The sequence below is a fragment of the Lysinibacillus odysseyi 34hs-1 = NBRC 100172 genome, assembly GCF_001591965.1.
GTDB lineage: Bacteria > Bacillota > Bacilli > Bacillales_A > Planococcaceae > Lysinibacillus_B > Lysinibacillus_B odysseyi.
Genome location: NZ_BCVX01000006.1, coordinates 1 through 23,875, shown reverse-complemented (window position 1 = coordinate 23,875; position 23,875 = coordinate 1). Strand labels below are relative to the sequence as shown.

Here is a 23,875-nt window from a genome sequence, read left to right as displayed (position 1 = left end):
CAGATCCAACTAAATGATTTCGGGAATCGACCCCGAAACCATTGGATTTTCCGCATATGCTAATCCCCAAGGAGCCGCCAGCCGCCACTCCAATCAACTCATTATAAAACTAGTTTGTTATAACCGATTTATAGTGAAAATCCGTTTAACATTAGAATGAAACTGAACATGAAAGGAGAGTGTGACATGAAGCGGGGGTTTATGGCAGCGATTGCTTATCTCACAGGAGGCGCAGGTTTTTATCATGCTTTTTTAAAGGGCAATATGTATGGATATATTATTTTATCCATCTTAGCATGGGTTTTAATATGAGGGATTTTACAAGAAGCTACGTGTAACATAAGTTTTATCGCAATTATTTGAGGGAATGGGGCAATAACCGGAGATCATCTAGATCACCGGTTATTGTCTTTTTTCTATGATTGAATAATTTAAAAAGAAAATACTGAACAACGGTGTCAAATGAAGCTGTTCGTATTTCTTCTAGCGCTTTAATTTACAGGCACGGATTAGCCGATATATAAAGATTTCGATTTAGTTAAATTAAGTATATTTATTTTTTCTCCTGCAATACTAACGAAGGATAGTTTTTCCTAGCTGATAATGATTTTACTCAGTCATTATTTTGTTTAACAACACGGGTTTAAAGGTATCAATTTAAGCAATGGTTTACAAAGATTCTTTCAGTATAGGAAGGAGCTGAAGTATGGATATATTATTAGCCATTTTACCGGCACTTTTTTGGGGAAGTATCGTGCTGTTTAACGTAAAACTTGGTGGTGGGCCTTACAGTCAATTACTTGGAACTACGTTTGGGGCGTTAATTTTCTCCATTGGTATTTATCTTTTTGTACAGCCTACTTTGACCCCTTTAATTTTCGCGGTAGGAATTGTTTCCGGATTATTTTGGGCTGTCGGACAAATTAATCAGCTGAAAAGTATTCAATTAATGGGCGTTTCCTTAACGATGCCTATTTCAACAGGGCTTCAGTTAGTTTCCACTTCATTATTTGGGGTAATCGTTTTTAATGAATGGTCTACACGAACATCGATTATCCTCGGTGTACTGGCTCTAGTTTTTATCGTTATCGGTATTATTCTCACATCGCTCCCGAACAAAGAGCAGAAGGAGGGAGAAGAAGGCCAAGGAAACTTAAAAAAAGGAATCGTTATTTTATTAATATCAACTGCTGGTTATTTAGTTTACGTTGTAGTAATCCGCCTGTTTGATGTAGACGGATGGACTGCTTTACTACCACAGGCAATTGGTATGGTTATTGGAGGAGTCTTATTCACCTTTAAACATAAACCATTTAATAAATATGCGATTCGCAACATTCTCCCCGGTCTCATTTGGGCAGCTGGGAATCTGTTTTTATTTATCTCACAACCAAGAGTCGGGGTAGCGACCAGCTTTTCACTTTCCCAAATGGGAATCGTTATTTCAACGCTCGGCGGTATCCTTATTTTGGGCGAAAGGAAAACGAAACGCCAAATTACGGGAGTTATTTTCGGTATTATTTTGATTATCATAGCGGGTGTAATGCTGGGGCTTGCCAAAGAATAAATAGGAGGGGATTTAAAGATGTATAAAGATTTAGAAGGTAAAGTAGTTTGTATTACAGGATCATCCACTGGATTAGGTAAAGCGATGGCCATTCGCTTTGCAAAGGAAAAAGCAAAGGTAGTTGTCAACTACCGGTCTTCTGAGGAAGAAGCGGCAAATGTTTTAGAGGAAATCAAAAAAGTCGGTGGAGAAGCGATTGCTGTAAAGGCCGATGTGACGGTAGAAGAAGAGGTTGTTGCCTTAGTACAAGCAGGGATCAAACACTTCGGGAAATTAGATATTATGATCAACAATGCTGGTTTAGAGAACCCTGTTCCATCTCATGAAATGCCGTTAAGCGATTGGAATAGAGTAATCAATACAAACTTAACCGGGGCTTTCATCGGATGCCGGGAAGCAATTAAGTATTTTGTAGAAAACAACATAAAAGGCAATGTCATTAACATGTCAAGTGTTCATGAAAGAATTCCTTGGCCGTTATTCGTGCATTATGCAGCGAGTAAAGGCGGGATTAAGCTAATGACTGAGACATTGGCTTTGGAGTACGCACCCAAAGGTATCCGTGTCAATAATATTGGACCGGGAGCCATCAATACACCGATTAACGCAGAGAAATTTGCCGATCCTGTGCAGCGTGCGGATGTAGAAAGCCTGGTGCCGATGGGATATATTGGGGAGCCGGAGGAAATTGCATCAGTAGCTGTGTGGCTTGCATCTTCAGAGTCAAGCTATGTAACAGGAATTACACTATTTGCAGATGGCGGTATGACACTGTATCCATCATTCCAGGCAGGACGTGGCTAACACAAAACCTTCGAAATTTGGGCTGTGTTAAAACTCAATGCAAAGTTTATATGTAGTTTAAGGGAAGCCTTCTGAATAAGGCTTCCTATTTTTGTTTACTGCTAAAAACTTACAGCCACCCTAAAGTAATAATATCATCGTGGGAAAACTCGATGACATATTTTGATAACGGACAGTAAATGTACTGGTCAGCCCCCATACTCATTACCTCTTCAATATTATCCAATACTGCAGGTAATGAAGTTTTAGCTAAAGGGTATTTGTATATCCCGACAATTAGATAGACAGGGATAGCATTATCTATATTTAGGCTTGATATAATAGCCGGTATGTCAGCGATATCCTCGTTTGCAATGATCATTTTGTTACTCCACTGATTCCAATCAATTCTGCCGTACCACGCAAAAGGGAACACTTCTGTCATTTCGTTTTCCACCCGATCACTTTCTTTATCATCCAGTATTTCGACGTTCGCCTGATCGGGGAATAGCGCTAACATCTCCGCAATGCGGCGTTCGGCTTCTAATTTGTTTTCCTTCATTTTTCTTTCCTTTAGCAGCTCTTCTAAACGCTTTCTTCTTTCTTCTCTATTCATAGGTTTATACTCCTTTTAGTGAAGTGGCATGTTTTAGGAACATTATGGACTTTCTGCCGTTATATTAGTAAATCCGAAATGGAGGGGGATTCATTTGCAGAAAATTACTTCTGTTTTTTTAAGTTTAGTTCTTATTTTAATTGGTACGATTGTGTTGCTGTTGTGCGTATTTGTTTTGCCGAGGGCGGCACATATAACCGCTCTTATACACCCTGAAGTTGCCTACTTAAAATATCCAGTTTTATTGGGAATGTATGCGACAGCACTGCCATTTTTTTATGCGATATATGAAACGGTGACAATGATCCAAGTTATCCGGCGTGAATCTATTTTTTCAACCCGCATTGTCGAAGGATTAAATTATATAAAATACTGTGCATTTATCATTATCGGTTTGTATGTATTAGGAATCTCCGTCTTGTATTATACCAATGCATTGCCGCCAGCAGTTTCGGTGGCTGGATTGGGTATCGTTATAATAACGATTATGGTGGCAGCAGGAGCGGCTTTTATAAAAAATGTACTAAACAAAACTCAGCTGCAGTTATCTAATTCATGAAAAACAATTCCACAGGGGCTTAATGTGAACTGCATCCTTGGTAGTTAGATATGTCTAACTACTGAAGGTGCAGTTCATGTTTTAGACAGCTTCGATAAAAGATATTAATCTTTTTGTAGTTTCAGCAAGTAGTTGTTACTCCGATAAAGAGTCTCATTAGACGTATATTAATAAAGTACCCAGATGAGAATTTGGTAACTTACTAAAATAAAACAGTCTTAAAAGAAATTATTTACCTTCTTGAAGATTTCCTTGATTAGTAGTTTCATTCAAACGTTAATCTTATATAACTATAAGGAGGTATCATTATGTGGTTAATATTAGGCCTTATTGCAATAGCAGCAACTTTTATAAATCTATTTATGTATACAACAGGAAAAGATTATCAACTTGCGATGTCAATGGGATTATCATTTACAGCATTGACACTCTGTGCAGAACATAGCCTTGTATCTAATTGGATAAAGCGTGAAGATTGGTCGGCTTTATTGGATGTACCTCCTATGAATAAAGCGTTTTGGTTTCTGACAATTGTTTCTATCTTATTAAATATAGTACCTATACTTTTAGAATTAAAAAACAAAAAATAATTTTTTTATGGGGTTCATATGTCTTTACGACAGTAAGAGTAAAAAGTCTACAAAACTTGCATTGGGGATGTTTTCATACAAAAGAACGATACTTTTATTTTTTTCATGGGGGTAAAGTTAAAAATAAAGGAGGTTATTCAATGAGCCATGCCCTCATTATAGGCGGTAGTGGAATGCTAAAGGGAACTTCAATTTGGTTAGCTAGCAGATATGATTATGTAACTGTAATTGGACGAAGTAAGAAGAAAATGGACTCCCTTATCAATCAATGCAATAACATTAAACCCTTATATTTAGACTATCATGATACGAATAATTTGAAGGTGGAAATAGAAGAGCAAATAAGAAAGCTGGGACATATCGATTTAATTGTTGCTTGGATCCATTCTACAGCACCTACTGCCCTTTTCACAATTATTAATACGGTTTCTAAACAGCATAATAATTGGAGTTTAGTTCATATTTTAGGCAGTAGTTCAAATTTAGAAACAATAAAGAAGAACATCAGTGTCCCTGAAAATTGTAGCTATTCTCAAGTGCAATTAGGTTTTATTAGAGAAAATAACCAAGCAAGATGGTTAACAAATACAGAAATCTCTTTTGGAGTAATTAAAGCTATCTCTCAAAAAGAAGCAAATTATATTGTTGGAACTATAGAACCATGGGAACAACGCCCCTCATGAATAGCAAATGTAATAAGGTTTTTGTTTATTATACTGGAATCAAACAATTTTAGTATTACTCTACAATTACTATGTAAGACCTGCTATTTTAGTATAATGGAAAATGGAGTCATTCATTTCAAAATATGTAGTCTGGAATATTTGGAGGAACTATGGGGTTTGGGCAAACATTAAAGAAAATCAGATTAAACCGCAATATGACGCAAGCAGAAATTACTGCAGGCTTAATAAGTCAAGGAACATATTCAAGAATTGAACGGGATCAGCTACAAGTGGATTTAGAAATATTTACGAAGTTACTTGAACGCTTAAATCTGTCTAGCAATGAGTTTTTTTACATTCATAATAATTATCAAATGACAGAGCCTGAAGAAATCATGAAAGACTTTAGAAACTTAGAAATCACTTTTCCGGAGATATTAAACAATCATATGAGGAGATTGAGCGCATATTTAAAAGAATACCCTTCCTCAACTTTAAGGAAGATTTTCATAGCCTATGAAGTTTTATACTTGGAGGCTGAAGAAGGGGACATTGAATCAGCAAAACAAAAGGCCGGTTTAGTGTGGGAGGACTTTCAAAAGCTGGATAGCTGGTACATAGATGATTTAATTTTGTTAAATAGCCTATTAACCTTGTTTCCATTAGAAACAGCTATGGAAATAACAACAACAGCTCTAAAAAGAATCGATGCCTATCAGCTTTTCGAGAAGGATTTAACCTATCTAAAAGTCTATTTCCAAATGGATCTATGTGCAATCTGTATCCACCACCGTGAATATGAGCTGGCACTCAAAAAACTGAATGAAATCGAGAAAAATTACAAACAGAAGATGTCTTATCAAACAGTAGCCATGTTATTTACAAATAGGGCGATTTGTTTATTTCATTTGCAGCTGCCTGTAGATGAAGAGCTCGAAAAATTGAATTCATTATTGCGTTTGTATGAGGACGTTGCTTTGTTGGATTCTTTGCTAGCCATATACGGAAATCAAACAATGAATTAGTGTTTTTAGATTATAAAAGTATAGATTTGTCACCGGAACACAAGGTGATTTCCATTCCGGCTAAACGTTTTCCCGGGGCACGGCTTCAACTAAATGGTTTCGGGGATAGACTCCGAAACCTTTGGATTATCCGAGCGTGTTAATTCCCAAGGAGCCGCCACCCCCATCAAAGAGTTATAAAACTAATTTTTAAGAAGATAGCGAACGGGAACTTAGTCTAAAATTTTTATACAGATTTTTAAAGTATAGTCTTCATAGCTTTTCACTGATAATTCGTCTAAAATTACATTTTCATAAAAATAAGAATCCAGTGGTAAATTATTTTCTTTCGCGTACTCAAGCAGGCTTTTATATGCTGTACTAGTAGAGAAAAAACCGTTTTTATGAATTATGTTCAAATACCTGCCTGCCTCTTTAAGATGAACTTGTTTTCCTTCTTCAGCATGATTGATATTTGTAAAAAAGTAAGAATAGTTAAGGTAGTCTCCAGCTTTCACATCTTCTATTTTAATGATGTGGCCGATAGAGCTTGGGGTTAATAATCCCTGATTTTTGCAATTTGCAATATGGTTGCTTATAAGAATTCCGACATCCCTCGAATCCTCTGCTTCCATTATGTTTGTCACCAGCATCCACTGTTCTTCTTCAACTGTAGTAAATATATAATTTTCTTGAATTGTGAGGGATTCCCTCGTCAGTCTCGCCTTCGTTGATATATGTTTTTTCATTTGCGAAAGCTTATGAATCTTTTCTTCCATTTCTTTTTCTTTTTCTTCCAACAGCAAAATAAGATCTTGAGGATTTCTTTTATCTAAATAATTTTTGATTTCCTTAAGGCTCATCCCCAATTCTTTTAGTGCAGATATTACTAGAAAAGCATCTATTTGAGTATATGAATAGAGCCTGTAATCATTATCCAATCTAATTTCAGGAGAAAAAACGCCCGTTTTATCGTAATGAAATAATGTATGTTTTGTTACGCCAACCAATTCCGCAAATTCCGCTGTTGAAAAATATCCTTTATTATTAAAATTTTTCATCAAAATCCTCCTTGACTATAGTGTAACACTACACCTTACTATTTAGAAAGCAAGGATAGCAATACTATCTTGAATGCTGAAAATGATAGATTAAGGAGTTTTCAAATGAATAACGTTTTTGTTAAAAGTGAATTTGCCCCATTAAAAAGGGTGGTAATGGCTCAGTCAGAAGTTGCCTTTCCATTAATAATAGACCCTGAAGAAGTGAAATTTTTACAGGAAGAGGAAGAAGACCGATATAGCGGAGTAGACATTTTAGGCAAAAACTTTAAGGACCTGTTTCCAGATGAACAGAAAAAGTGGGAAGAGGAAAGGGAGAATTTAAAAACAGTTTTAGAAAAATACAATGTCGAAGTAATAGTTCCAAGGCTGTTAACAGAATATGAAAAGGAATTGGGAAAAGAGGATGGATACAGCAACTTCTTTATTAGAGATCCTTTTTTCACGATTGGCCATTTCTTAATAGAGGGTTCATTAAGGTTTCCATATCGAAGAAATGAAGTCCTACCTGCGAGGGATATTTTAGTGAATGAATCTTCTACTAACAAGTGTATGTATGTATCTCTTCCAAGACCCGATATATCAAAAGGACCGAAATCAGAAGACGGTCCATTCCTGGAAGGCGGGGACATTCTGGTACTGGACAAAACGATATTTGCAGGCAGATCGGGGCTTGCATCAAATAGTAAAGGAATTAAGTGGCTTGAACGTTTATTAGATCACTATGGATATGAAGTAGTTGATGTTCCTCTTCATCCGGCAATACTGCACCTCGATTGTGCATTAGGATTAGTCAAAGAAGGGCTAATGATTGTTTGTGAAGAGGCTTTATTGAAAGGGGTACCTGAACAGCTTAAAGGCTGGGACCGGATAAATATATCACTGGAAGATGCATCAAAGCTTGCTGCTAATGGGCTTCCGATTAATGAAAATGTTTATATTACAGACCCGGAATTTAAGTATATAGGTGATGAACTGGAAAGAAGAGGAATGACAGTAGAATATATAGATTTTAAAATAACTAGAAGTTTTGGAGGGGCTTTTAGGTGCAGTACGCAGCCTCTCTTAAGAAATGACGATTAAATTTATACAGAAAGAGTTTTAGAGGAAATTACTTTATGAAAAAACCAATAAAAGAACAAAAAATGATTTTAATTATATTATTAAGTAATATTTTTATTGCATTTCTAGGAATCGGGTTAATCATCCCTGTAATGCCTTCGTTTATGAATTACATGCATTTGTCGGGTGGTTCAATGGGCTCCCTCGTTGCTGTATTTGCCGTTTCACAGCTGATTATTTCCCCGTTTGCGGGAAGATGGGTAGACAAATTCGGAAGAAAAATAATGATTGTGTTGGGACTCTTTATCTTCAGCCTTTCTGAGCTGATCTTTGGATTAGGAAGCCACATCTCTATTTTTTACTTTTCGAGAGTATTGGGAGGGGCCAGTGCGGCATTTATTATGCCAGCCGTAACAGCTTATATTGCTGATATTACAACAATCCAGGAAAGATCAAAAGCGATGGGGTATGTATCCGCAGCCATTAGTACTGGTTTTATTATTGGCCCCGGCGTAGGGGGATTCATTGCGGACTTTGGCATACGTATGCCATTCTTTTTCGCCGCAGCCATTGCTTTTGTTGCTGCAGTAGCTTCCATTTTTCTACTCAAGGAACCAATGTCCAAAGAAGAACGTGCGTTAAATTCTTCCAATAGCCAGGAATCTAGTTTCTTTAAAGACATTAAAAAATCAATCAGCCCTATTTATTTAGTGGCCTTTATAATAGTCTTCGTATTATCCTTTGGTCTGTCAGCTTACGAAACGATTTTCAGCTTATTTACTGACCATAAATTCGGCTTTACGCCTAAAAATATTGCAGCGATTATTACGTTTAGCTCCATTATCGCTGTGATCATCCAACTGTTACTATTTGGAAAGATGGCAGAGAAACTTGGAGAAAAAAGGCTCATTCAACTTTGTTTAATCATCGCCGCTTGCTTAACATTCATTTCTACAATTGTATCGGGATTTTTATCCGTTTTAATTGTTACGTGTATCATTTTCCTTGCATTCGATTTATTGCGCCCGGCCTTAACTTCATTCCTTTCAAAAACGGCAGGTAGCCAACAAGGTTTCGTGGCAGGGATGAACTCCACTTACACTAGTCTAGGGAATGTTTTTGGTCCAGCACTAGGCGGTATTTTATTTGATGTTAATATACACTACCCATACATTTTTTCAGGAATCGTCCTCATTATTGGCTTTGGACTAACATTAATATGGAAGGAAAACCACTAGCTGATAGGCCCTTTTTATAAGATGGTAACTTGAATAAGCTAAAGAAGAATCCATTTTGAACAGTCTTTTTCAAAATGGATTCATTTTATTTGGTGTAAAATAGAGGGCAATCAACTCTCTCTTCAAAGCGTCAATCAATTAAGCATACGACGTTTTTTTATTGCGCACGAATGAAATAGCGATGATCGCAATGAAAACAAGAATTGCGCTGATATAAGACGCAGTAGCAAGGGTTATTCCACTGTTTGCGACACCGATACCAATAAGGGCCCAGACAAAGACGAGGGCATAAAAAGGATCATCGGAAAGATAGCGGCCGGCAATGCCAAGTATTGCTGCAATAACGACTAGTCCGATTGTTCCTTCCAATTCTCCGATAGGAAGCGATATATCATGGAATTTTAATGTGTAATTGATATTCGCGATTGTCGCAACGGAAATCCAGCCCAGATAAAACGAAAAAGGAAGCCGGCCGCCAAAACGGCTGTCACTTTTTGGATAGGACTGGTGAATAGCAATCAAGGAAAGAAGCAGCGCAATCATAACGATGGTGGATAAAATGAATTGCTCATAGTGGAAGGAAAACAGCCATAAAGCATTTAGTATACAGCTAAGGACAAATAAAGCGCCTATTTTCCCAGGGACAGCTCTGCTGTTATGGCGTTTCTTAAAGACTAGTATAAGCCAGATAGCTAGTAGAATATAAATAAGACCCCATATGGAGAAGACATAGCCTGCCGGTGTGAAAGGAACATCCAGCCGGTCCGAGATTTCTCCAGTTGTCTGGTCGTTAATCGGCAGCATACTGGCCATCGCGTTGACCGAAACCATAAAGACATAGGCGATGAACATGACGATCCATTGTTTCATTTCAAGCATCTCCTTTGTTGTAATAGTAGGCTATACCCTGTTTCTGACACGGTTATTCGGAGGTTAAAAACGGCGACGGTTCGCTTTTTACATAAAGAATATGAATAGTGATGAAAAATAGTAAGAGAAAAACCGTCCATTTCATCGGCAGCTTCGTTATAGGGATAGGAGGAGGGGATGTCTTGAATGAGCAGCAGCTGGAGCACATAATGAATGAATTCACACAATACTTAATTCGGATCGGTTATTACTATACGAAAGATATTGATCGTTCGAAAGATTTTGTACAGGACGTATTTATTAAATTATATTACTCCGATTACATCGAGCAGGGGAATATAAAAGCTTACTTATCAACAATGATGAAGAACCGCTGTATGGATTACTTGCGAAGCTGGAATTACCGGAAGCTGGTGCTGCAGCGGTCTTTTGGTCAGGAACCGTTGATTCATCGTAAAGACGAACTGATTGAACAAGAGGAAAAGGAAATATTAGATGAAGCAATACTTAATTTGAAAATTAAACTGCGGGAGGTCATTGTTTATTATTATCTTGAGGAATTAACGACCAGAGAGATTGCGGCTATTTTACAAATCCCGGAAAGCACGGTCAAAACACGGCTGCAAGCAGCGAGAAAAAAGCTGAAAGAACAGCTACACCAGCATGTATGGGAGGTGCTTATGCATGAATAACTACCGCATGAAGAAACTGCAAAACCTTGAAGAAGCAGAGAGAGAAGTAATGAACGGAGTTCGGCAGCAGTTAAGAAAACCGGCTCCATTCAGGCAAAAACGATCTATCCCATATATTGCGGCTGCCTGTGTGTCATTAATCGCTGCATTGCTTGTATTTTTAATTGCTCAGCCATTTGAAAATGAACAATCTATAAGCGGGGAAACGGGATTTTCTATAAGTGAATTTGGATTTAACCCATTTGAAAGCCGAAAGTCGCATTTCCTTGTCGCAAAGCTGTTTTGGGGGGGGAAAGAAGAAGCGGTTATTCAATCGGTAGAGCTTGTAGATGCTGCCCGAAATCCCTTACAGTATGAAAAAGACCACATTGCTCTGCAAGCGTATGGTGCGGATTCTTCAAAGAAAGCAGGGCTTTATACGGGTAAGGATATTGGCGAGTACCGGGAGCTATCCGAAATGAGCTTCCAGCCAAATGTGGATAACCGCATTGTTTTTGAATTTGTATTAGGCGATGCATTTGAGCCTATCAAAAATATGGCTCTAAAAATCACCTATGAAACGGGAGGAGAAAGAAACACCCAATATTACAGCTGGTACACATTGAATCATCTGAGTGTTAAAAAAGTCGATTTTGAACAGCTTATTCAAGATTTGAATCTATCTTCTGAAGAATTGGCTGCTTACTCGGCATTTAAGCAATCGAAAAACAACATCGACTTGGCTGCATTGGGGCCGATAAGTATTGCCCGTCTCTATTTCCTTTCGGAAATGGAAGGTGATAAGGAGCTGACCTATGCCTTTTATACGGATGAAGCGGATTATATTGCCTGGAGCTTAGAGGAACATTTGAAATTTTCGCCTTTCTTTCAACAGTCGATAGAGGAAGCAAAGATGCTCTTTTATGAAGTATCGGCAGGGAAGTTTGTTCAAACATCCGCAAATGAAGGTTATATTTCCTTTATCCAAGAGGGTGCAGAAGCCCTGGCTGGTTTTCAATTAAGAAAGAATAATGATGGCATTTGGCAGGTTTCGTTTTTGCCGATGCAATAAAACAACCGCAGGAATGGTAAGCCATTTCTTTCATAACAGCAAGCTCATATAGAAAGGCACATTTGAAAATGCTAATGTGCCTTAAAATCATTATTTTATTTCCGTCGCATACGCGCTGTCCCAGAACTGGATAACCCCGTATCCTGGTGCGATATAGTAGCCCATATCTGTTAAAAATACATTTTTAAAAGTCCCGGCAGGTGTCTTGTACGTATCAAAAATTGTCAGTACTTTACCGTAGGAATCAATTTTACTTCCTTCTTTAATAGGCTTTTGAATTGTGTACCAGCCATAGTCCGAAGTATAGCCAGGGTGCGTGATATGATGTTTGAAGCGGAAATAGTTGTCCGTTTCCTCATAAAAAAATCCGTTTCCATCCGCAGCTAACCATGATTTTCCATCATTGCTTGTTAAGACGGTTGGCTGATCCATGGATGGCGTAAAATGCAGGTTATGATAGGTGACGGTTAAATCACTTTTCGGTGCAATTGTACCCGTAATGGACGGTACATTTGCTTTTTTACTGGAAAGTGCTTTTGAAGGAACAAATCCATACTTGCCTTTGTACGATACGAATGACTTGATGCCATTAGTAGCATATACTTGTACAGCTTCGTTTCGCGGAACGTATGAACCGCCTAGTCCAGCAATCGAGACATAATCCCATCCAGTATTTGCATCAGAAAGGTCTTGACCATACTGCAAATATTGCGTTGTCGGCTTTGGCAATGGAGCGACATTCTTTAAATCGATATAGGCAGATTGATAATAATAGGGAGAGTCTCCTACTTGCAGCAGTCCTCCAACCAATTTTCCGCTCGTTTGGACGACCGTTCCTTTCGGTAATATACTTACTGTTTGTTTATCAAAGTAAGTAGAGCTGAATGAATAATCCTTTTGGTATTCTTTTGTGATCGGGTTGGCATACATACGCGCATCCTGTGTCAGTACTAAATAGGAACCAGCTTTATAAGGAGCAGCGGTTTTCTCTGCCTGTTTAACATTTTTTGCATTGATAAAGCCATTCGTTATCTTTTCCTGGGGCTGGCACTCTTCCTCGTAACACTGGATCATTTCAAAGAACGATTGTGTAATATAGCCGTTATTCACAGCGGGACCGAAGAAAGAATAGCCAGTGTCTACTTTTTTGACAACCGTACCTAATGTGTCAGAACGTCTTGTACGGAATTCAGCCCCGTTTGGATTCGAGACATAATAATAGTAATCCGTCATTACTTGTTCCCTTACCTCATTGGGAATTTCTTTAAAGATCACTAAATCCGTTGCCTGCACGCGGTAGCCTGAGCTCATCCAATAATATGTTTTATTGTAAGAGTATTCGATTTTATACACGCGGAAATAGGTATTGCGCTTTACAACCAGTGATTCATACTGTCCGTTCGGCAGCTGTTTATACACTTTGACATCTTTTTTAAATGTCATTTTTCCATTTTGGCCTTCCACTATTTCTCCGCCGTCCCAGATGACCTTTGCCTCAGCATCCTCTTGGACTGAAAAAACGAAAATAGCAATCAATGCCAGTAAGACTCTCTTCATCTAAAAAATCCCTCCACTTATAGTTTGTAGGAAAACTATTATAAGTTTACTGAAATTCTAGTGAAAATACAAAATAATAATTGCTAATAATATTGATGCTTTACATGAAAGAGTCAAGTTCCCCAACAAGCAATTGTCCTTTTAGTTCTGGGGTGGGAAGTATACGCTGCTGACCGGATTCCGAATACACAGTTATTGTTTCTTTCTTATAGTTTTTATCAATATAAATGAACAGACGACCATCAGCTTCGGCAGTCACAAATTCTCCGCTGTTTCCTTCTGTTAATTCCACTAATCCGTATCCCTCGTTTGAATAATGATAAACCGCTATCGAAGGCGCCCCATTGATCGTTAATGCAAATACCGACATCTCGCCGTCAACCCACATATCTTCCTTCGTTATGTCAGGCATCTCTTTATCTAATGAATACGCTCCGCCATATGAGAATGCAAGATCCTGCCATACCTCTTGCTGTGCTGGATAATTAACGTTTGACCAAGTCGCGATTTGCGAAACCTGTCCTTCCTCATCAACACGTAATACAACACCTATTGTGGGGGTTGTAATATCATTCACATTAAACTCACCGACTCTATCTCCAGCCTCGTAGTGCTTTGGGGAGATTACGAGCTGTTTTTCCGGATATGTTTTACTCAGGTAAGCCTCGAGTAGTCGATAACGCTCGGCATGTGTGTTTTCTTGCATAGTAGGGAAGTAGGCATAGTAACCAACATAGCCTGCTAAAAGTGCCAGTGACAATGTAATAGCTACCTTTTTTCGTTTTCGTAAAATAAAGCTGATGATAATAATCCCGATTACTATACCAAAACCAATGAGAAAAAAGTGAACACTATCACCTGAATCCAATTGTATTCCTCCTTCCGAGTTTCTTCTCGATTTTAATATACACTTTCCTAAATTATACAGCAAAATAGTGTAGCGGTGATAAATATGAAGTGGAATGCTCGTTTTTATGAAAGGAAATTGTGGGTTTTTATCATTTTTGAATAGAATTTCTTAGAAACTCTGAATACTAATCTGTCTGCAGGAGGGTATAGGGTGGATGAGCAAATGAAGAGCGGAGGTGATGGTCAGTTCATTGTAAACGGATATAAGGGGAAGCATCTTCATCTGAAGGTATGAACTGTCCTTGATCGTTACACAATTCGTATAGTACTACTCTCGTAAGCAGTCGTTGGAAAAATTGTATTGCCAAGGTCTTGAGTCCGATTCTTTTTAAACAGGCTCGTTAAATATCCAGGAAGGGCCAGCTAAAGAGCAAGCATCCATCCTTGTTTTAATCGAATGAAATAATGTGATGAGGAGGAATGATCATGATGGAAGAAAAAAGTATAAAGAAATTACTAGAACTACAAGGGTTTCCTGTTGATGAAACAGATATCCTTTATACTCAAGGCATTCTGGCTATAGTGAAACAAGCCCAAACCTCTCTAACGGATTTTCCTGATTTATATAAAGAAAAGCCGATTATCGTTGTAGACAAGGAGGTGCTGGCAAATGACTGATATTGCCTTCTTAACCGCTACGGAGCTGGCACCGTTACTCCAAACGAAGCAGCTGTCGCCTGTAGAGCTGATGAAGCAAGTATTGGAACGTATCGAGAAAATGGATCCATCGATTAATGCATATATTACAACGCTGAATGAATCAGCGGGGAAACAGGCACAAGAAGCTGAAACCGCCATCATGCAGGGCGAGTATAAAGGACTGCTGCACGGAATTCCGATTGGGATAAAGGACAATTATCAAACAAAGGGGATACGGACAACGGGTGGCTCCAAACTGTTTCGGGACTTCATCCCGGAGCAGACGGCCCCATCAGTCGATAAACTGCAAGCAGCAGGTGGTATTATCATAGGCAAGCTGAATATGAACGAGCTTGGTGCCGGGTCGACTGGTACTAACCAGCTTTTTGGGACGACAAAAAATCCATGGAATACAGAACATATGCCTGGCGGGTCAAGCGGCGGGAGTGGGGCGGCATTAGCAGCCGGGATGGCCACACTGACTACGGGCACTGATACATGGGGTTCCAACCGCATACCTGCTGCAATGAGTGGTGTATACGGATTGAAGCCTACTTACGGACTTATTAGTACGTATGGCATTCTCCCAACAGCATGGTCGCTTGATCACGCCGGTCCTCTTGCACGTTCGGCTTCTGATATCGCATTAATGCTTCAATATATGGCAGGCTATGACCCCAATGATCCTGCCAGCCTGAAGGCAGCCGTTCCGGACTATACGGCTGATTTGAATAAAGGAATTAACGGAATCAAAATTGGTATTCCAACGTATTATCGGGAAGGGCTGGAACCGGAAGTAGAAAAGCTCTTTAATAAGGCTGTCTCTACACTTCAAACGATGGGGGTAGAAATAAAGGAATTGGTCATCCCTGAATTATCAATGTCCACGTTTTCCGGTTTTGTCATTTCAGCAGGGGAGGCTGCCGCTGCCAACTATGAGCCGTTGCAGATGCAATCAGCAGCTTATGCCCAAGATACCCGGGCGCTTCTATTATCCGGGACATTGACAAGTGCTACGCAATACATGAAAGCACAGCAAGCCCGCAGAAAGCTCGTAAAAGCATTCCAAAAAGCCTTTGATGAAGTAGATATCATTCTCGGCCCGACTATTCCGATTACAGCACCGGCAATCGGTAAAAACTGGGCTGAGCAAAATCTCGGGGTTACGGCACGGTGTCTGCCATTTGCGGTGCCGGCTAACTTAACTGGTATCCCAAGTCTTTCTGTACCAATCGGATTATGTTCAAACGGGCTGCCTGCTGCAATGCAGTTTATGGGCAGACATCTTTCCGAAAAGCAGCTGCTGCAAATAGGGGCTGCGTGGGAAAGTACTAAGCCGTTGAGTTATATGATGGATGAAACGGATTAAATTGATAAATGCATAATGATAAAAGCAAGAAGCCTTCGGATAAAAGGCCTCTTGCTTTTTTGAAGATGCATGATAAAAATAATGAAAGAGAAAACATTATTTTATCCTTCCAATGTTAAAGAAAAAAGGCTAGAGGGTGAATGTAGGCATTCTTACAAGCGAGAGAATAAACATAACAAGTCTTCCCCAGATAGAAGCAGAGATGATCTTGAGTTTGGAGTATGGGGTATTAACCGTCAATAAAGACAGAGAAGAAACTCTCTAATGCTCCAATGAATTCGATATCTATAATATGATCCATATCTAGTATATGCTGCGTATAGGTTAGCACTCCACCAGCTTCGTCAATGGAAATAATAGGGTTTCCTAGTTGTTCAATTATGGATTGGACTGTTTGGCCTGGGTAACATCTGGAAAAATGAGCATCTGCAAGGCAGAACGTTGCCAACTCATTTAATTTTTGTTCATATAATTGGGCGATGACCTCTGCTTGTTCGATAAATTGTTCGTTAAATAAATGTTTTGGTATACGAAACTGTATTGGTCCCTCGCTGACATAGGACTGGTATGTTTCAGAAAAAGTAAAATTCATCAAATTTCCTCCGTTTTGTCATCTTGCTTTGAGCGTCAATAAAATTATGTGGAAAACAAGATTTTTAGATGTAAGGTTATGAATGCAGCGAAAAACCTGCTCTTTCTTATATTGGTACTCTATAGAATTTAACGGCGTTTTCCAAAATTAGCTTTAAGGTCTAAGATGATGGTTTTTAGGCATTTTGGTGGTAGAAAGATATAGTGAAAAATCCTGCTATAGTATTTAAATTGCAAGGGACTTTTATTCTCAAAAGAGAGGTTAGTTACGCTGTATGTACAAGAAAATCCTACCATTAATTGCAGCTCGTAATCAACTGCCTTATTGGAAGAAAGGAAAATGAGGAAAAACGTCCTTGGTAAGAAAAGAACATAGCGGATATGACTTATTAGGATTGTTAAAGATCTTGGCATCCAAAAAAGTAGAGCTTGATTCTTTATGCAGAGATGCTTTAGCTATGCTTGACAGCGGAAGGGGAATTGAATAGGCGAAAGCATGGTTTTATAAGTCGACTTTGTATCCGATGCTAACCTGCCTATTTGTTGTATAAGAATTTCTAAATAACTTTATTATTTTCAAATGATCCTACTGTAAAGTAACCTACTTTATTATCTATATTCAATCATCTGTAGGATTGGAGTAAAATTTAATCATTCCCTAAGAGTATTGCTCCACAATCATACCCAAGTGCTGAATACTAATTCTTATCTTTCTATGTAAATTACATCATCAGAGGGAGTAAGATACGCTTTTTCACCTAAGGACAAGGAGGATTTTAAACGATCTATTTCTGCATACTGAATTACTTTGCCTTGATGTAAGAATATCAATAAATAAATATCATCTCTCGAATTAATATTACTTGGGTCTTTGAATGTAACGCTTATTTGTTTTTCTATCTCTTCCTGCGAAGTATAGGGATTAATTAAAAATGCCTTGTCCCATTTAAAATTTGCAAGGGTCTTTATATATACTTCGCTGTCCCTATTATCAGATACCGTATTAATAGCCGAGTGGAACTCTTTTTCTAATTCTGTGCTTCTTTTAATGTCACTGCCATTGCATCCACTTAACAGCAAAAAAGAAAATAAAACAATCCCTAGTCGCTTTATCAATATATTATCCTCCCTTTTATATCTATGGTCATGTTCATGAAGAAAGACACTCTCCTCCTTTAAGAAAAGCGTCCGATTGTGAAAAGTTAACTTATGAGTTGCTTACGTATTATTACTAGATTAAATTAGTTCATCAACTACTTCGGTATTCTTATATTTAACAACTATCTTCGTTGGCTTAAAAAGAATTTTCAATACCCGTTCTCGACAGACAAGCTATCATTTTATTTTCCACCGATCGTTTCCAACTTAATTTTACTCCAGATTACTTTTTCGATTATTCAGCACGCCTCGTTTAGTGGCTAAAATAGTACAGCGGTTGCAAAGCGTTGCTGCTTATTTTTGGCGTTCAAAGGAGATATAACGTGTACCTTGAAATGATAATAGACCAAGATCTTTCTCAACTAGCATTCCATACTCCTTGCCCTCAACATTTAATTCCATTCGATCGCCACTTTGTACCTCAAACGTTACATAATATGTAGTGCGCGAATGGTCACCTTGAACGTGAATCCGTTTGGAAGCAATTTCTGCTGGAACCGTAAGAAGGGGAGAATTGTTATTTTTAATGCCCTGCTTAATACTCGATAGTATGCCTAAAATTATTAAACCAAAAACAATAATAAACATTATGCCAATAAATATCGGAACAAGTGTAAACATCGTATCATCAAAAAACATATGGACACTTCCTTTCTTTATTTCTATACGTTCCTATTACTGGAAGAGTTTCAATAAATACTGTGATTTTTGCATAAAAAGAGAATTACTTCTGTCCCTCGTGCACAGGGTTCGAACTTTACTTTTTTCCTAAATCAACATATTCATCTATGTTACAGTCGATGGGTTATTAAACAATATGGCCCGATTCTGAAATAAAAAAATTCGCGACTTTATTTTAAACTTCGCATCTTTTTTACAATCAACGGAAGTTTCTTTCAATCCTATATTATATGTAGCTTTAGAATAAAGTTTGATAATTTTTTACTCGCGCCGCTGTCCAATCGTGCTTCTTGTTGAATATAAGTTTTCACCGATGAATGTAATTTTTACTTTCCGCAGATTTTTTTGCTCTCTTCGCTATTTTAGTGCTTGCTTTTATGGTTTAATATAAGTACCAGGTACTAATAAAGAGAATTAAATGCCTGAGGTGAAAGTATAAAGGAGAAGTATTTATGTTCAATACTCAACAAATTAAAGAAATTATTCCACATCGTTATCCATTTTTACTAGTTGATCGCGTTCTTGAAGTAGAGGAAGGAAAACGCGCAGTCGGAATTAAAAATGTTACCGCTAATGAAGAGTTCTTTAATGGTCACTTTCCAGATTATCCGGTAATGCCGGGCGTTCTTATTGTCGAAGCGCTAGCACAATTAAGTGCAGTTATTATGCTGATGAAAGATGAAAATCGAGGAAAGCTTGGGTTATTTGCAGGAATTGACCGCTGCCGGTTCAAGAAACAAGTCCACCCTGGCGATCAATTACGTTTAGAAGTAGAAATGACGCGAGTTCGTGGATTAATCGCAAAAGCAAATGCTGTTGCTACAGTAGATGGAGAAGTTGCTTGTGAAGCGGAAGTTACATTCGCTCTTTATAATAATGAAGAAGCCTAAAAATTTGTTATCATCTTCAATCTATTTTCTATAGCTTTATTATTTCTACTTCGTGTTGAACCAATCTGCTTCGTTAGTGAAAGAAGGATTTTTAAACGACTATGAGGTAATTGCAGAGTGGGACCAAGGGTATATAACGTATGTGTTTGACCTTACCGTTTTATAGGGACAGCCCCTACAAAACCAGTCCCGCTTGCATAAAACGGGACTTATTTTGCTATGAGCCAGCTCCTATAAGGCTTAATAAGCTGTAGATTTATTTAAAGTAAGTAGATTGACTGCTTTTTAGACTATAGCTGCATTACCGATTGAGGCCAGCCTTTTCTTGGCTCTTATCCAAGATATCCCCCGTAACGCTATACTACATCTACTAAGATAATTCAGTTCCGATTATTTTGGATAATCCTTTTTTCAAAGCTTCTATCTCTTGATCATCGAGCTCCTGAAGCACGTTTTTATTCATGTCGCTGCTTGCCGCTTGGATGACATCCCGCAGTTCATTTGCTTTTTCTGTGCTCGTCACTAAAACATTCCGGCGGTTATTAGGATCAATCTCCCTGTCAATTAAGTTCATTTTTTGCATTTTATCGAGAATGCCTGATACAGTAGGAGCTTCCAGGTAAAGCAGCTCTCCGATTCTTTTCGGTGAAACCTTGCCTTCTGCCCATAGGCAATTTAAAACACCGTATTGGGCAGGGGTAATTTCAAATTCCTCCAAATAACCTTTAAAATATTTATACACCTTGTGCTGGGACACACTCAGCAAAAAATTAATACATTCATTCAAATTCAACTATTCCACCTCCATATTGACAATACTATATTAACATGGTAGTTTCGTGATACAAATATTTTTGTTACAGAAATATTTTGAAAAGGAAATTAGGAGGGGTAACATGGAATCATTTAAAGCAATTGTTGTGAGAAAAGAAAACGAAGAAGTATCGTATCAGCTGGAAGATGTGTCTCTTGCTGACTTATCGGAAGGGGAAGTGTTAATTAAGGTTTCGTATTCCTCTGTTAACTTTAAAGATATGCTTGCTGTTCAAGCAAATGGCGGTGTTATTAGGGATTATCCGATGATTCCGGGTATTGATATAAGCGGTACGGTTGTAAGTTCTTCTAACGAGCAGTATTCAGAAGGGCAGCAGGTGCTTGTTACAGGTTTTGGTACAGGGGTAAGCCATACCGGCGGATTTGCTGAGTATGCAAGGATTCCTGCTGAATGGATCGTTCCGTTACCGGATGGCCTTACGTTAAAGGATGCGATGATCTTTGGAACTGCAGGTTTCACAGCAGCGTTATCCATTATGGCGCTACAGAAGAACGGTATGTCCGTCGAAAGTGACCCGCACATTTTAGTGACTGGTTCAACGGGCGGTGTAGGAAGCGTTGCTTTGCAAATTTTATCTAAAATCGGCTACAAAAATATTGCGGCTTTAGTACGCAAAGACTATCAGGTAGAGGCCGCAAAATCATTAGGCGCAACAGAAGTTGTTTTTTCTACTGACCTAGAGGACCGTCCAAAGCCATTAAGTAAAGCTAAATATCATTATGTTCTAGACACGGTAGGCGGTAATGTTGCGGCAGCCCTCATACCTCAAATTCACTACGGCGGCAGCATGTCAATGTGCGGGAATGCTGGCGGCGTTCAGTTACCGACAAATGTACTGCCATTTATTTTGAGAGGTGTAAACTTACTGGGAATTGATTCAGTGAATGTGCCGATCGAAAAGCGTTCACCTATTTGGACAAAAATAGCTGACGAATGGAATATCAGCGATACAGCATTAACGAAAGAAATTGCTCTTCAGGAAGTACCGGAGACAATTGAAGCAGTGAAAAACGGCCAGCATCTAGGTAGAACAATTATAAAATTCTAGTGTTCCATTGATAATCCTTATTTAGGCTCTTCATCGTACGTAAGTTGAGGATGAGCCCGTGCTTAAAAAAACAAATGGTTTCGGGTCTATCCCCGAAACCATTTCGTTGGAGCCGCGCCCTGGGAAATCATCCAGATAGAACAAAAAGCAACTTTAGGGAAATAAACCGCCATTGGGGTGAATATGATCTCACATATTTCAGAAATAAAATTCGAAGAGCTAAATAGGCTGGTCGGATTTCTCGATTTTTTCCAAAGAGTAGATGCATTGATGAGTGAAGAAGAAAAAAGAGATATGCTTGAATGTGAAGAAATTATGGAATTCTACGAAGAACTATACAATACAGGATTTCTCCTTGTATTTGATTGGAAGAGCTGGCTGGATCAAAATGAAATTTATAAGAACATAGCAAACAATATAGAAGAACATGTAACGAAAGCAGATTTAGATACCCTTCGAAAGTTGACGACAAGCTATATACGCGGCGATCGTTTTACTGAAGGACTATTTGAAGGAGTCATCCTAAACGGTCATGTAACTAAAATACTAACAAGACTGAAGGAATTAATGGATAAGTAGTAACTTTACATTTTTTCATATCTTCAGGCTAAAAGGGGGGATACAAATGAGTGACATAAACGCTCAAACATGTAATCTAAATATATGGTATTACTTGCCTGATGAAGTGTGGGGTAAAGTAACGAAAATATATGAAAGTATGCCGGGCTGGATAGGATATAAAAATGGAATTCCCCATTGGTTCGGGCAGGAAGATGAAGATGTTTTTATCATGGCCTCAGTAGAACCAAGTGGATTATCATTTTATGCCCAGATGAGTAATAGTGATTGGAGTTCTTGGATAGAAAGTTTTAAAGTAGAGGCGACAAAAGTAGTAGGATTTGAGGTTGGTGAACCTGAAGATGGATTTGTCTGATTATTATAAAATGTCCCCAGAGAGAGTGTAACTTAGTCGTGAAAAGACGGAGAGACACTCTCTTTTTTTGAGAAAATAATTTTTACATTTTTCTGGAATTCAGACAAACTTTACGTATGTTGGCCGAGAAGATAGTTACCTTCATCGGGTAATTACAGATTGCTGTGGCTTTGAAATAAAGTTCGATAATTTATGATAAAGTCTGATCGTTTATAAAAAAGTTTAATCAGATTCCTGTGTAGATAGGCAAGACATTTTCTTGTTCCACAAACGATGGTTTAGGCACTTTTTTCTGGACAGAACATCAAGTGAATTTCAAGAGAGACTTTATAAAATTTGGAACTATAACCAATATATAACGTCAGAATTACGTATAGAGAAGTGTTGGTGGGATGTGCAATTTACTTTTGAAAGGGGAATTTAGAAGTGTTAAGAAAAGCTATATTTTCAGGAATTGTATTTTGTTCAATCTTGTTAGTTGGATGTAATACAACCGAGGTATTAGAAAGCGAGCAGGAAATAGTATTTTCTCGGACAAACGGGGGGGGGATGATGGGATATCAAATTTAATATCTGAATTACATAATGAAATAATAACATCTATTACAGAGCAAACAGAACTTGAAAGTGATTCACTAGCAACAATGATAGATGGTGGTACTGATGAATTAACAGTTTCAGTAGGTTTCCCGAAGGATGCAAAAATTGATGATACGTTGATTCAACAAATAGTTGAAGATTCTATTAAGAATGTCTCAGAATCAGAAACAGTTAGCGAAGAAAAAATAAAAATAAAAATAAAGGTTGAGAAATACTAACAGTGAAGTTCTAAGAGGATACAAATAGCCTTAAATTAACGGGTACTTTAGCGAAACAAGGATTTATAAAGTATACAAAACAAACTTAATAAACATTCCCAAACAACGGTTAGGGAATTTTGTCATTCCATTTTATGTCTATAGGGGAAATTGAAAGTTCAATGGGGGCATCATTATGTGGATAATATTAGGTCTTATCGCAATAGTAGCAACTTTTATAAATCTTTTTATGTATGCAACAGGTAAAGATTATAGGCTTGCAATGGCAATGGGGTTATCATTTACAGCACTAACAATTTGTGCGGATTACAGTTATTTAAATAGGTGGGTAAAAGTAGAAGATTGGGCTGCTTTATCAGATGTAGTACCTGGTATGGCAAGGGCGTTTTGGTTTTTGACAATTGTTTCTATTATACTAAATATAGCACCTGTACTTTTAGAATTAAAAAATAAAAAATAATTTCTTATGGCGATTCATATGGCTTTATAATGTAAGGCAAAAAACGTCCCTAAATCTCGCTTTAGGAAAGTTATACTTCACCTAACTGGTGCAGTTGTTGAATAAGCGCTGTGCTTTAGTTGGATTATATTGGGAAGAAGTGTATGCTAAAATTCGAGCAAAATAAATTTATATGGAGGGAGATGACTACTTTATGAAAAAGAGAATTTCTATAGGATTAACAACGGG

General features: G+C 38.0%; 27 protein-coding genes. 18 read left to right on the top strand and 9 right to left on the bottom strand.

The features are described from left to right. Positions 1–706: 706 nt before the first annotated feature. Positions 707–1,567, top strand: coding sequence for a RhaT/GlcU family sugar-proton symporter (locus BOD01S_RS10860; RefSeq protein ID WP_036154005.1), 861 nt, complete (start codon positions 707–709; stop codon positions 1,565–1,567). Between the two features lie 18 nt (positions 1,568–1,585). Further along, complete coding sequence (gene gdh / locus BOD01S_RS10855) at positions 1,586–2,371, top strand: glucose 1-dehydrogenase (RefSeq protein WP_036154007.1); 786 nt, start codon at positions 1,586–1,588, stop codon at positions 2,369–2,371. A gap of 109 nt (positions 2,372–2,480) precedes the next feature. Here the strand turns inward: gdh and BOD01S_RS10850 are convergent, their stop codons facing one another. Continuing rightward, positions 2,481–2,966, bottom strand: a complete 486-nt coding sequence (locus BOD01S_RS10850) for a CDI toxin immunity protein (RefSeq protein WP_036154009.1) — start codon at positions 2,964–2,966, stop codon at positions 2,481–2,483. A 94-nt stretch (positions 2,967–3,060) separates the two neighbouring features. Here BOD01S_RS10850 and BOD01S_RS10845 point away from each other — a divergent pair, with 94 nt between their 5' ends. The 4 genes from BOD01S_RS10845 (at position 3,061) to BOD01S_RS10830 (ending at position 5,805) form a co-directional block, all read left to right on the top strand. Then, positions 3,061–3,525: a DUF2975 domain-containing protein gene (locus BOD01S_RS10845; protein WP_036154011.1), complete on the top strand. Its 465-nt coding sequence runs from the start codon at positions 3,061–3,063 to the stop codon at positions 3,523–3,525. 308 nt (positions 3,526–3,833) lie between these two features. Beyond that, positions 3,834–4,115 carry a hypothetical protein gene (locus BOD01S_RS10840; protein WP_036154013.1) on the top strand — a complete coding sequence of 94 codons (282 nt, stop codon included), beginning with the start codon at positions 3,834–3,836 and terminating at the stop codon, positions 4,113–4,115. 140 nt (positions 4,116–4,255) lie between these two features. After that, a complete protein-coding gene (locus BOD01S_RS10835; RefSeq protein ID WP_036154015.1) occupies positions 4,256–4,798 on the top strand; it encodes a short-chain dehydrogenase in 543 nt (180 codons plus the stop codon). 152 nt (positions 4,799–4,950) lie between these two features. Continuing rightward, positions 4,951–5,805 carry a helix-turn-helix domain-containing protein gene (locus BOD01S_RS10830; RefSeq protein WP_036154016.1) on the top strand — a complete coding sequence of 285 codons (855 nt, stop codon included), beginning with the start codon at positions 4,951–4,953 and terminating at the stop codon, positions 5,803–5,805. Positions 5,806–6,017: 212 nt separating this feature from the next. Here BOD01S_RS10830 and BOD01S_RS10825 read toward each other — a convergent pair whose 3' ends face one another. Then, positions 6,018–6,845, bottom strand: coding sequence for a MerR family transcriptional regulator (locus tag BOD01S_RS10825; protein ID WP_036154018.1), 828 nt, complete (start codon positions 6,843–6,845; stop codon positions 6,018–6,020). A gap of 105 nt (positions 6,846–6,950) precedes the next feature. Here BOD01S_RS10825 and BOD01S_RS10820 point away from each other — a divergent pair, with 105 nt between their 5' ends. Together BOD01S_RS10820 and BOD01S_RS10815 are read left to right on the top strand one after the other, a co-directional pair. Further along, positions 6,951–7,928 carry a dimethylarginine dimethylaminohydrolase family protein gene (locus BOD01S_RS10820; protein WP_036154020.1) on the top strand — a complete coding sequence of 326 codons (978 nt, stop codon included), beginning with the start codon at positions 6,951–6,953 and terminating at the stop codon, positions 7,926–7,928. A 35-nt stretch (positions 7,929–7,963) separates the two neighbouring features. Beyond that, positions 7,964–9,145, top strand: a complete 1,182-nt coding sequence (locus tag BOD01S_RS10815) for an MFS transporter (protein ID WP_036154022.1) — start codon at positions 7,964–7,966, stop codon at positions 9,143–9,145. A 138-nt stretch (positions 9,146–9,283) separates the two neighbouring features. Here BOD01S_RS10815 and BOD01S_RS10810 read toward each other — a convergent pair whose 3' ends face one another. Then, complete coding sequence (locus BOD01S_RS10810; RefSeq protein ID WP_036154024.1) at positions 9,284–10,015, bottom strand: TspO/MBR family protein; 732 nt, start codon at positions 10,013–10,015, stop codon at positions 9,284–9,286. 110 nt (positions 10,016–10,125) lie between these two features. On the opposite strand from BOD01S_RS10810, the gene BOD01S_RS10805 reads away from it, so the two are divergent. Together BOD01S_RS10805 and BOD01S_RS10800 are read left to right on the top strand one after the other, a co-directional pair. Beyond that, entirely contained in the window at positions 10,126–10,707 is a 582-nt protein-coding gene (locus BOD01S_RS10805) for an RNA polymerase sigma factor (RefSeq protein WP_081977934.1), read from the top strand. Next, positions 10,700–11,758 carry a hypothetical protein gene (locus BOD01S_RS10800; RefSeq protein ID WP_052124816.1) on the top strand — a complete coding sequence of 353 codons (1,059 nt, stop codon included), beginning with the start codon at positions 10,700–10,702 and terminating at the stop codon, positions 11,756–11,758. The genes BOD01S_RS10805 and BOD01S_RS10800 overlap by 8 nt, the downstream gene beginning before the upstream one ends. A gap of 90 nt (positions 11,759–11,848) precedes the next feature. Here BOD01S_RS10800 and BOD01S_RS10795 read toward each other — a convergent pair whose 3' ends face one another. Continuing rightward, the gene (locus tag BOD01S_RS10795; protein ID WP_036154026.1) at positions 11,849–13,315 is read right to left on the bottom strand and encodes a hypothetical protein; all 1,467 of its coding nucleotides are present in this window, start codon (positions 13,313–13,315) and stop codon (positions 11,849–11,851) included. 100 nt (positions 13,316–13,415) lie between these two features. Further along, positions 13,416–14,183: a hypothetical protein gene (locus BOD01S_RS10790; RefSeq protein WP_036154028.1), complete on the bottom strand. Its 768-nt coding sequence runs from the start codon at positions 14,181–14,183 to the stop codon at positions 13,416–13,418. 467 nt (positions 14,184–14,650) lie between these two features. Here BOD01S_RS10790 and BOD01S_RS10785 point away from each other — a divergent pair, with 467 nt between their 5' ends. Together BOD01S_RS10785 and BOD01S_RS10780 are read left to right on the top strand one after the other, a co-directional pair. Beyond that, positions 14,651–14,842, top strand: a complete 192-nt coding sequence (locus BOD01S_RS10785) for a hypothetical protein (RefSeq protein ID WP_036154030.1) — start codon at positions 14,651–14,653, stop codon at positions 14,840–14,842. Then, positions 14,835–16,232 carry an amidase gene (locus tag BOD01S_RS10780; protein WP_036154031.1) on the top strand — a complete coding sequence of 466 codons (1,398 nt, stop codon included), beginning with the start codon at positions 14,835–14,837 and terminating at the stop codon, positions 16,230–16,232. The genes BOD01S_RS10785 and BOD01S_RS10780 overlap by 8 nt, the downstream gene beginning before the upstream one ends. A gap of 229 nt (positions 16,233–16,461) precedes the next feature. Here the strand turns inward: BOD01S_RS10780 and BOD01S_RS10775 are convergent, their stop codons facing one another. The 3 genes from BOD01S_RS10775 to BOD01S_RS10765 form a co-directional block, all read right to left on the bottom strand. Beyond that, the gene (locus tag BOD01S_RS10775; protein WP_036154033.1) at positions 16,462–16,824 is read right to left on the bottom strand and encodes a hypothetical protein; all 363 of its coding nucleotides are present in this window, start codon (positions 16,822–16,824) and stop codon (positions 16,462–16,464) included. 704 nt (positions 16,825–17,528) lie between these two features. Then, positions 17,529–17,939, bottom strand: a complete 411-nt coding sequence (locus BOD01S_RS10770) for a hypothetical protein (RefSeq protein ID WP_036154035.1) — start codon at positions 17,937–17,939, stop codon at positions 17,529–17,531. Between the two features lie 336 nt (positions 17,940–18,275). Further along, on the bottom strand, positions 18,276–18,620 hold the full coding sequence (locus BOD01S_RS10765) for a DUF2500 domain-containing protein (protein WP_036154038.1): 345 nt from the start codon (positions 18,618–18,620) through the stop codon (positions 18,276–18,278). A 494-nt stretch (positions 18,621–19,114) separates the two neighbouring features. Between BOD01S_RS10765 and fabZ the strand changes: the two genes are divergently transcribed. Next, complete coding sequence (fabZ, locus tag BOD01S_RS10760) at positions 19,115–19,552, top strand: 3-hydroxyacyl-ACP dehydratase FabZ (RefSeq protein WP_036154040.1); 438 nt, start codon at positions 19,115–19,117, stop codon at positions 19,550–19,552. Positions 19,553–19,922: 370 nt separating this feature from the next. Here fabZ and BOD01S_RS10755 read toward each other — a convergent pair whose 3' ends face one another. Further along, complete coding sequence (locus BOD01S_RS10755) at positions 19,923–20,345, bottom strand: MarR family winged helix-turn-helix transcriptional regulator (protein ID WP_036154042.1); 423 nt, start codon at positions 20,343–20,345, stop codon at positions 19,923–19,925. 103 nt (positions 20,346–20,448) lie between these two features. On the opposite strand from BOD01S_RS10755, the gene BOD01S_RS10750 reads away from it, so the two are divergent. The 5 genes from BOD01S_RS10750 to BOD01S_RS10730 all read left to right on the top strand — a co-directional run bounded on the left by BOD01S_RS10750 (position 20,449) and on the right by BOD01S_RS10730 (position 23,647). Continuing rightward, a complete protein-coding gene (locus tag BOD01S_RS10750; protein WP_036154044.1) occupies positions 20,449–21,435 on the top strand; it encodes a YhdH/YhfP family quinone oxidoreductase in 987 nt (328 codons plus the stop codon). Between the two features lie 183 nt (positions 21,436–21,618). Continuing rightward, positions 21,619–22,014 carry a DUF6508 domain-containing protein gene (locus BOD01S_RS10745; protein WP_052124817.1) on the top strand — a complete coding sequence of 132 codons (396 nt, stop codon included), beginning with the start codon at positions 21,619–21,621 and terminating at the stop codon, positions 22,012–22,014. 46 nt (positions 22,015–22,060) lie between these two features. Next, a complete protein-coding gene (locus BOD01S_RS10740; RefSeq protein WP_036154046.1) occupies positions 22,061–22,369 on the top strand; it encodes a hypothetical protein in 309 nt (102 codons plus the stop codon). Positions 22,370–23,013: 644 nt separating this feature from the next. Continuing rightward, the gene (locus BOD01S_RS23700) at positions 23,014–23,187 is read left to right on the top strand and encodes a hypothetical protein (protein ID WP_233153140.1); all 174 of its coding nucleotides are present in this window, start codon (positions 23,014–23,016) and stop codon (positions 23,185–23,187) included. A 175-nt stretch (positions 23,188–23,362) separates the two neighbouring features. Continuing rightward, a complete protein-coding gene (locus tag BOD01S_RS10730) occupies positions 23,363–23,647 on the top strand; it encodes a hypothetical protein (RefSeq protein WP_036154048.1) in 285 nt (94 codons plus the stop codon). Positions 23,648–23,875 lie beyond the last annotated feature (228 nt).

Bases quoted from the DNA above. Each gene is read 5' to 3' on its own strand.
- BOD01S_RS10860 (WP_036154005.1), top strand. From the start codon at position 707: ATGGATATATTATTAGCCATTTTACCGGCACTTTTTTGGGGAAGTATC.
- gdh (WP_036154007.1), top strand. From the start codon at position 1,586: ATGTATAAAGATTTAGAAGGTAAAGTAGTTTGTATTACAGGATCATCC.
- BOD01S_RS10850 (WP_036154009.1), bottom strand. From the start codon at position 2,966: ATGAATAGAGAAGAAAGAAGAAAGCGTTTAGAAGAGCTGCTAAAGGAA.
- BOD01S_RS10840 (WP_036154013.1), top strand. From the start codon at position 3,834: ATGTGGTTAATATTAGGCCTTATTGCAATAGCAGCAACTTTTATAAAT.
- BOD01S_RS10835 (WP_036154015.1), top strand. From the start codon at position 4,256: ATGAGCCATGCCCTCATTATAGGCGGTAGTGGAATGCTAAAGGGAACT.
- BOD01S_RS10830 (WP_036154016.1), top strand. From the start codon at position 4,951: ATGGGGTTTGGGCAAACATTAAAGAAAATCAGATTAAACCGCAATATG.
- BOD01S_RS10825 (WP_036154018.1), bottom strand. From the start codon at position 6,845: ATGAAAAATTTTAATAATAAAGGATATTTTTCAACAGCGGAATTTGCG.
- BOD01S_RS10820 (WP_036154020.1), top strand. From the start codon at position 6,951: ATGAATAACGTTTTTGTTAAAAGTGAATTTGCCCCATTAAAAAGGGTG.
- BOD01S_RS10815 (WP_036154022.1), top strand. From the start codon at position 7,964: ATGAAAAAACCAATAAAAGAACAAAAAATGATTTTAATTATATTATTA.
- BOD01S_RS10810 (WP_036154024.1), bottom strand. From the start codon at position 10,015: ATGAAACAATGGATCGTCATGTTCATCGCCTATGTCTTTATGGTTTCG.
- BOD01S_RS10805 (WP_081977934.1), top strand. From the start codon at position 10,126: ATGAAAAATAGTAAGAGAAAAACCGTCCATTTCATCGGCAGCTTCGTT.
- BOD01S_RS10800 (WP_052124816.1), top strand. From the start codon at position 10,700: ATGAATAACTACCGCATGAAGAAACTGCAAAACCTTGAAGAAGCAGAG.
- BOD01S_RS10795 (WP_036154026.1), bottom strand. From the start codon at position 13,315: ATGAAGAGAGTCTTACTGGCATTGATTGCTATTTTCGTTTTTTCAGTC.
- BOD01S_RS10785 (WP_036154030.1), top strand. From the start codon at position 14,651: ATGATGGAAGAAAAAAGTATAAAGAAATTACTAGAACTACAAGGGTTT.
- BOD01S_RS10780 (WP_036154031.1), top strand. From the start codon at position 14,835: ATGACTGATATTGCCTTCTTAACCGCTACGGAGCTGGCACCGTTACTC.
- BOD01S_RS10775 (WP_036154033.1), bottom strand. From the start codon at position 16,824: ATGAATTTTACTTTTTCTGAAACATACCAGTCCTATGTCAGCGAGGGA.
- BOD01S_RS10765 (WP_036154038.1), bottom strand. From the start codon at position 18,620: ATGTTTTTTGATGATACGATGTTTACACTTGTTCCGATATTTATTGGC.
- fabZ (WP_036154040.1), top strand. From the start codon at position 19,115: ATGTTCAATACTCAACAAATTAAAGAAATTATTCCACATCGTTATCCA.
- BOD01S_RS10750 (WP_036154044.1), top strand. From the start codon at position 20,449: ATGGAATCATTTAAAGCAATTGTTGTGAGAAAAGAAAACGAAGAAGTA.
- BOD01S_RS10745 (WP_052124817.1), top strand. From the start codon at position 21,619: ATGATCTCACATATTTCAGAAATAAAATTCGAAGAGCTAAATAGGCTG.
- BOD01S_RS10740 (WP_036154046.1), top strand. From the start codon at position 22,061: ATGAGTGACATAAACGCTCAAACATGTAATCTAAATATATGGTATTAC.
- BOD01S_RS23700 (WP_233153140.1), top strand. From the start codon at position 23,014: ATGATAGATGGTGGTACTGATGAATTAACAGTTTCAGTAGGTTTCCCG.
- BOD01S_RS10730 (WP_036154048.1), top strand. From the start codon at position 23,363: ATGTGGATAATATTAGGTCTTATCGCAATAGTAGCAACTTTTATAAAT.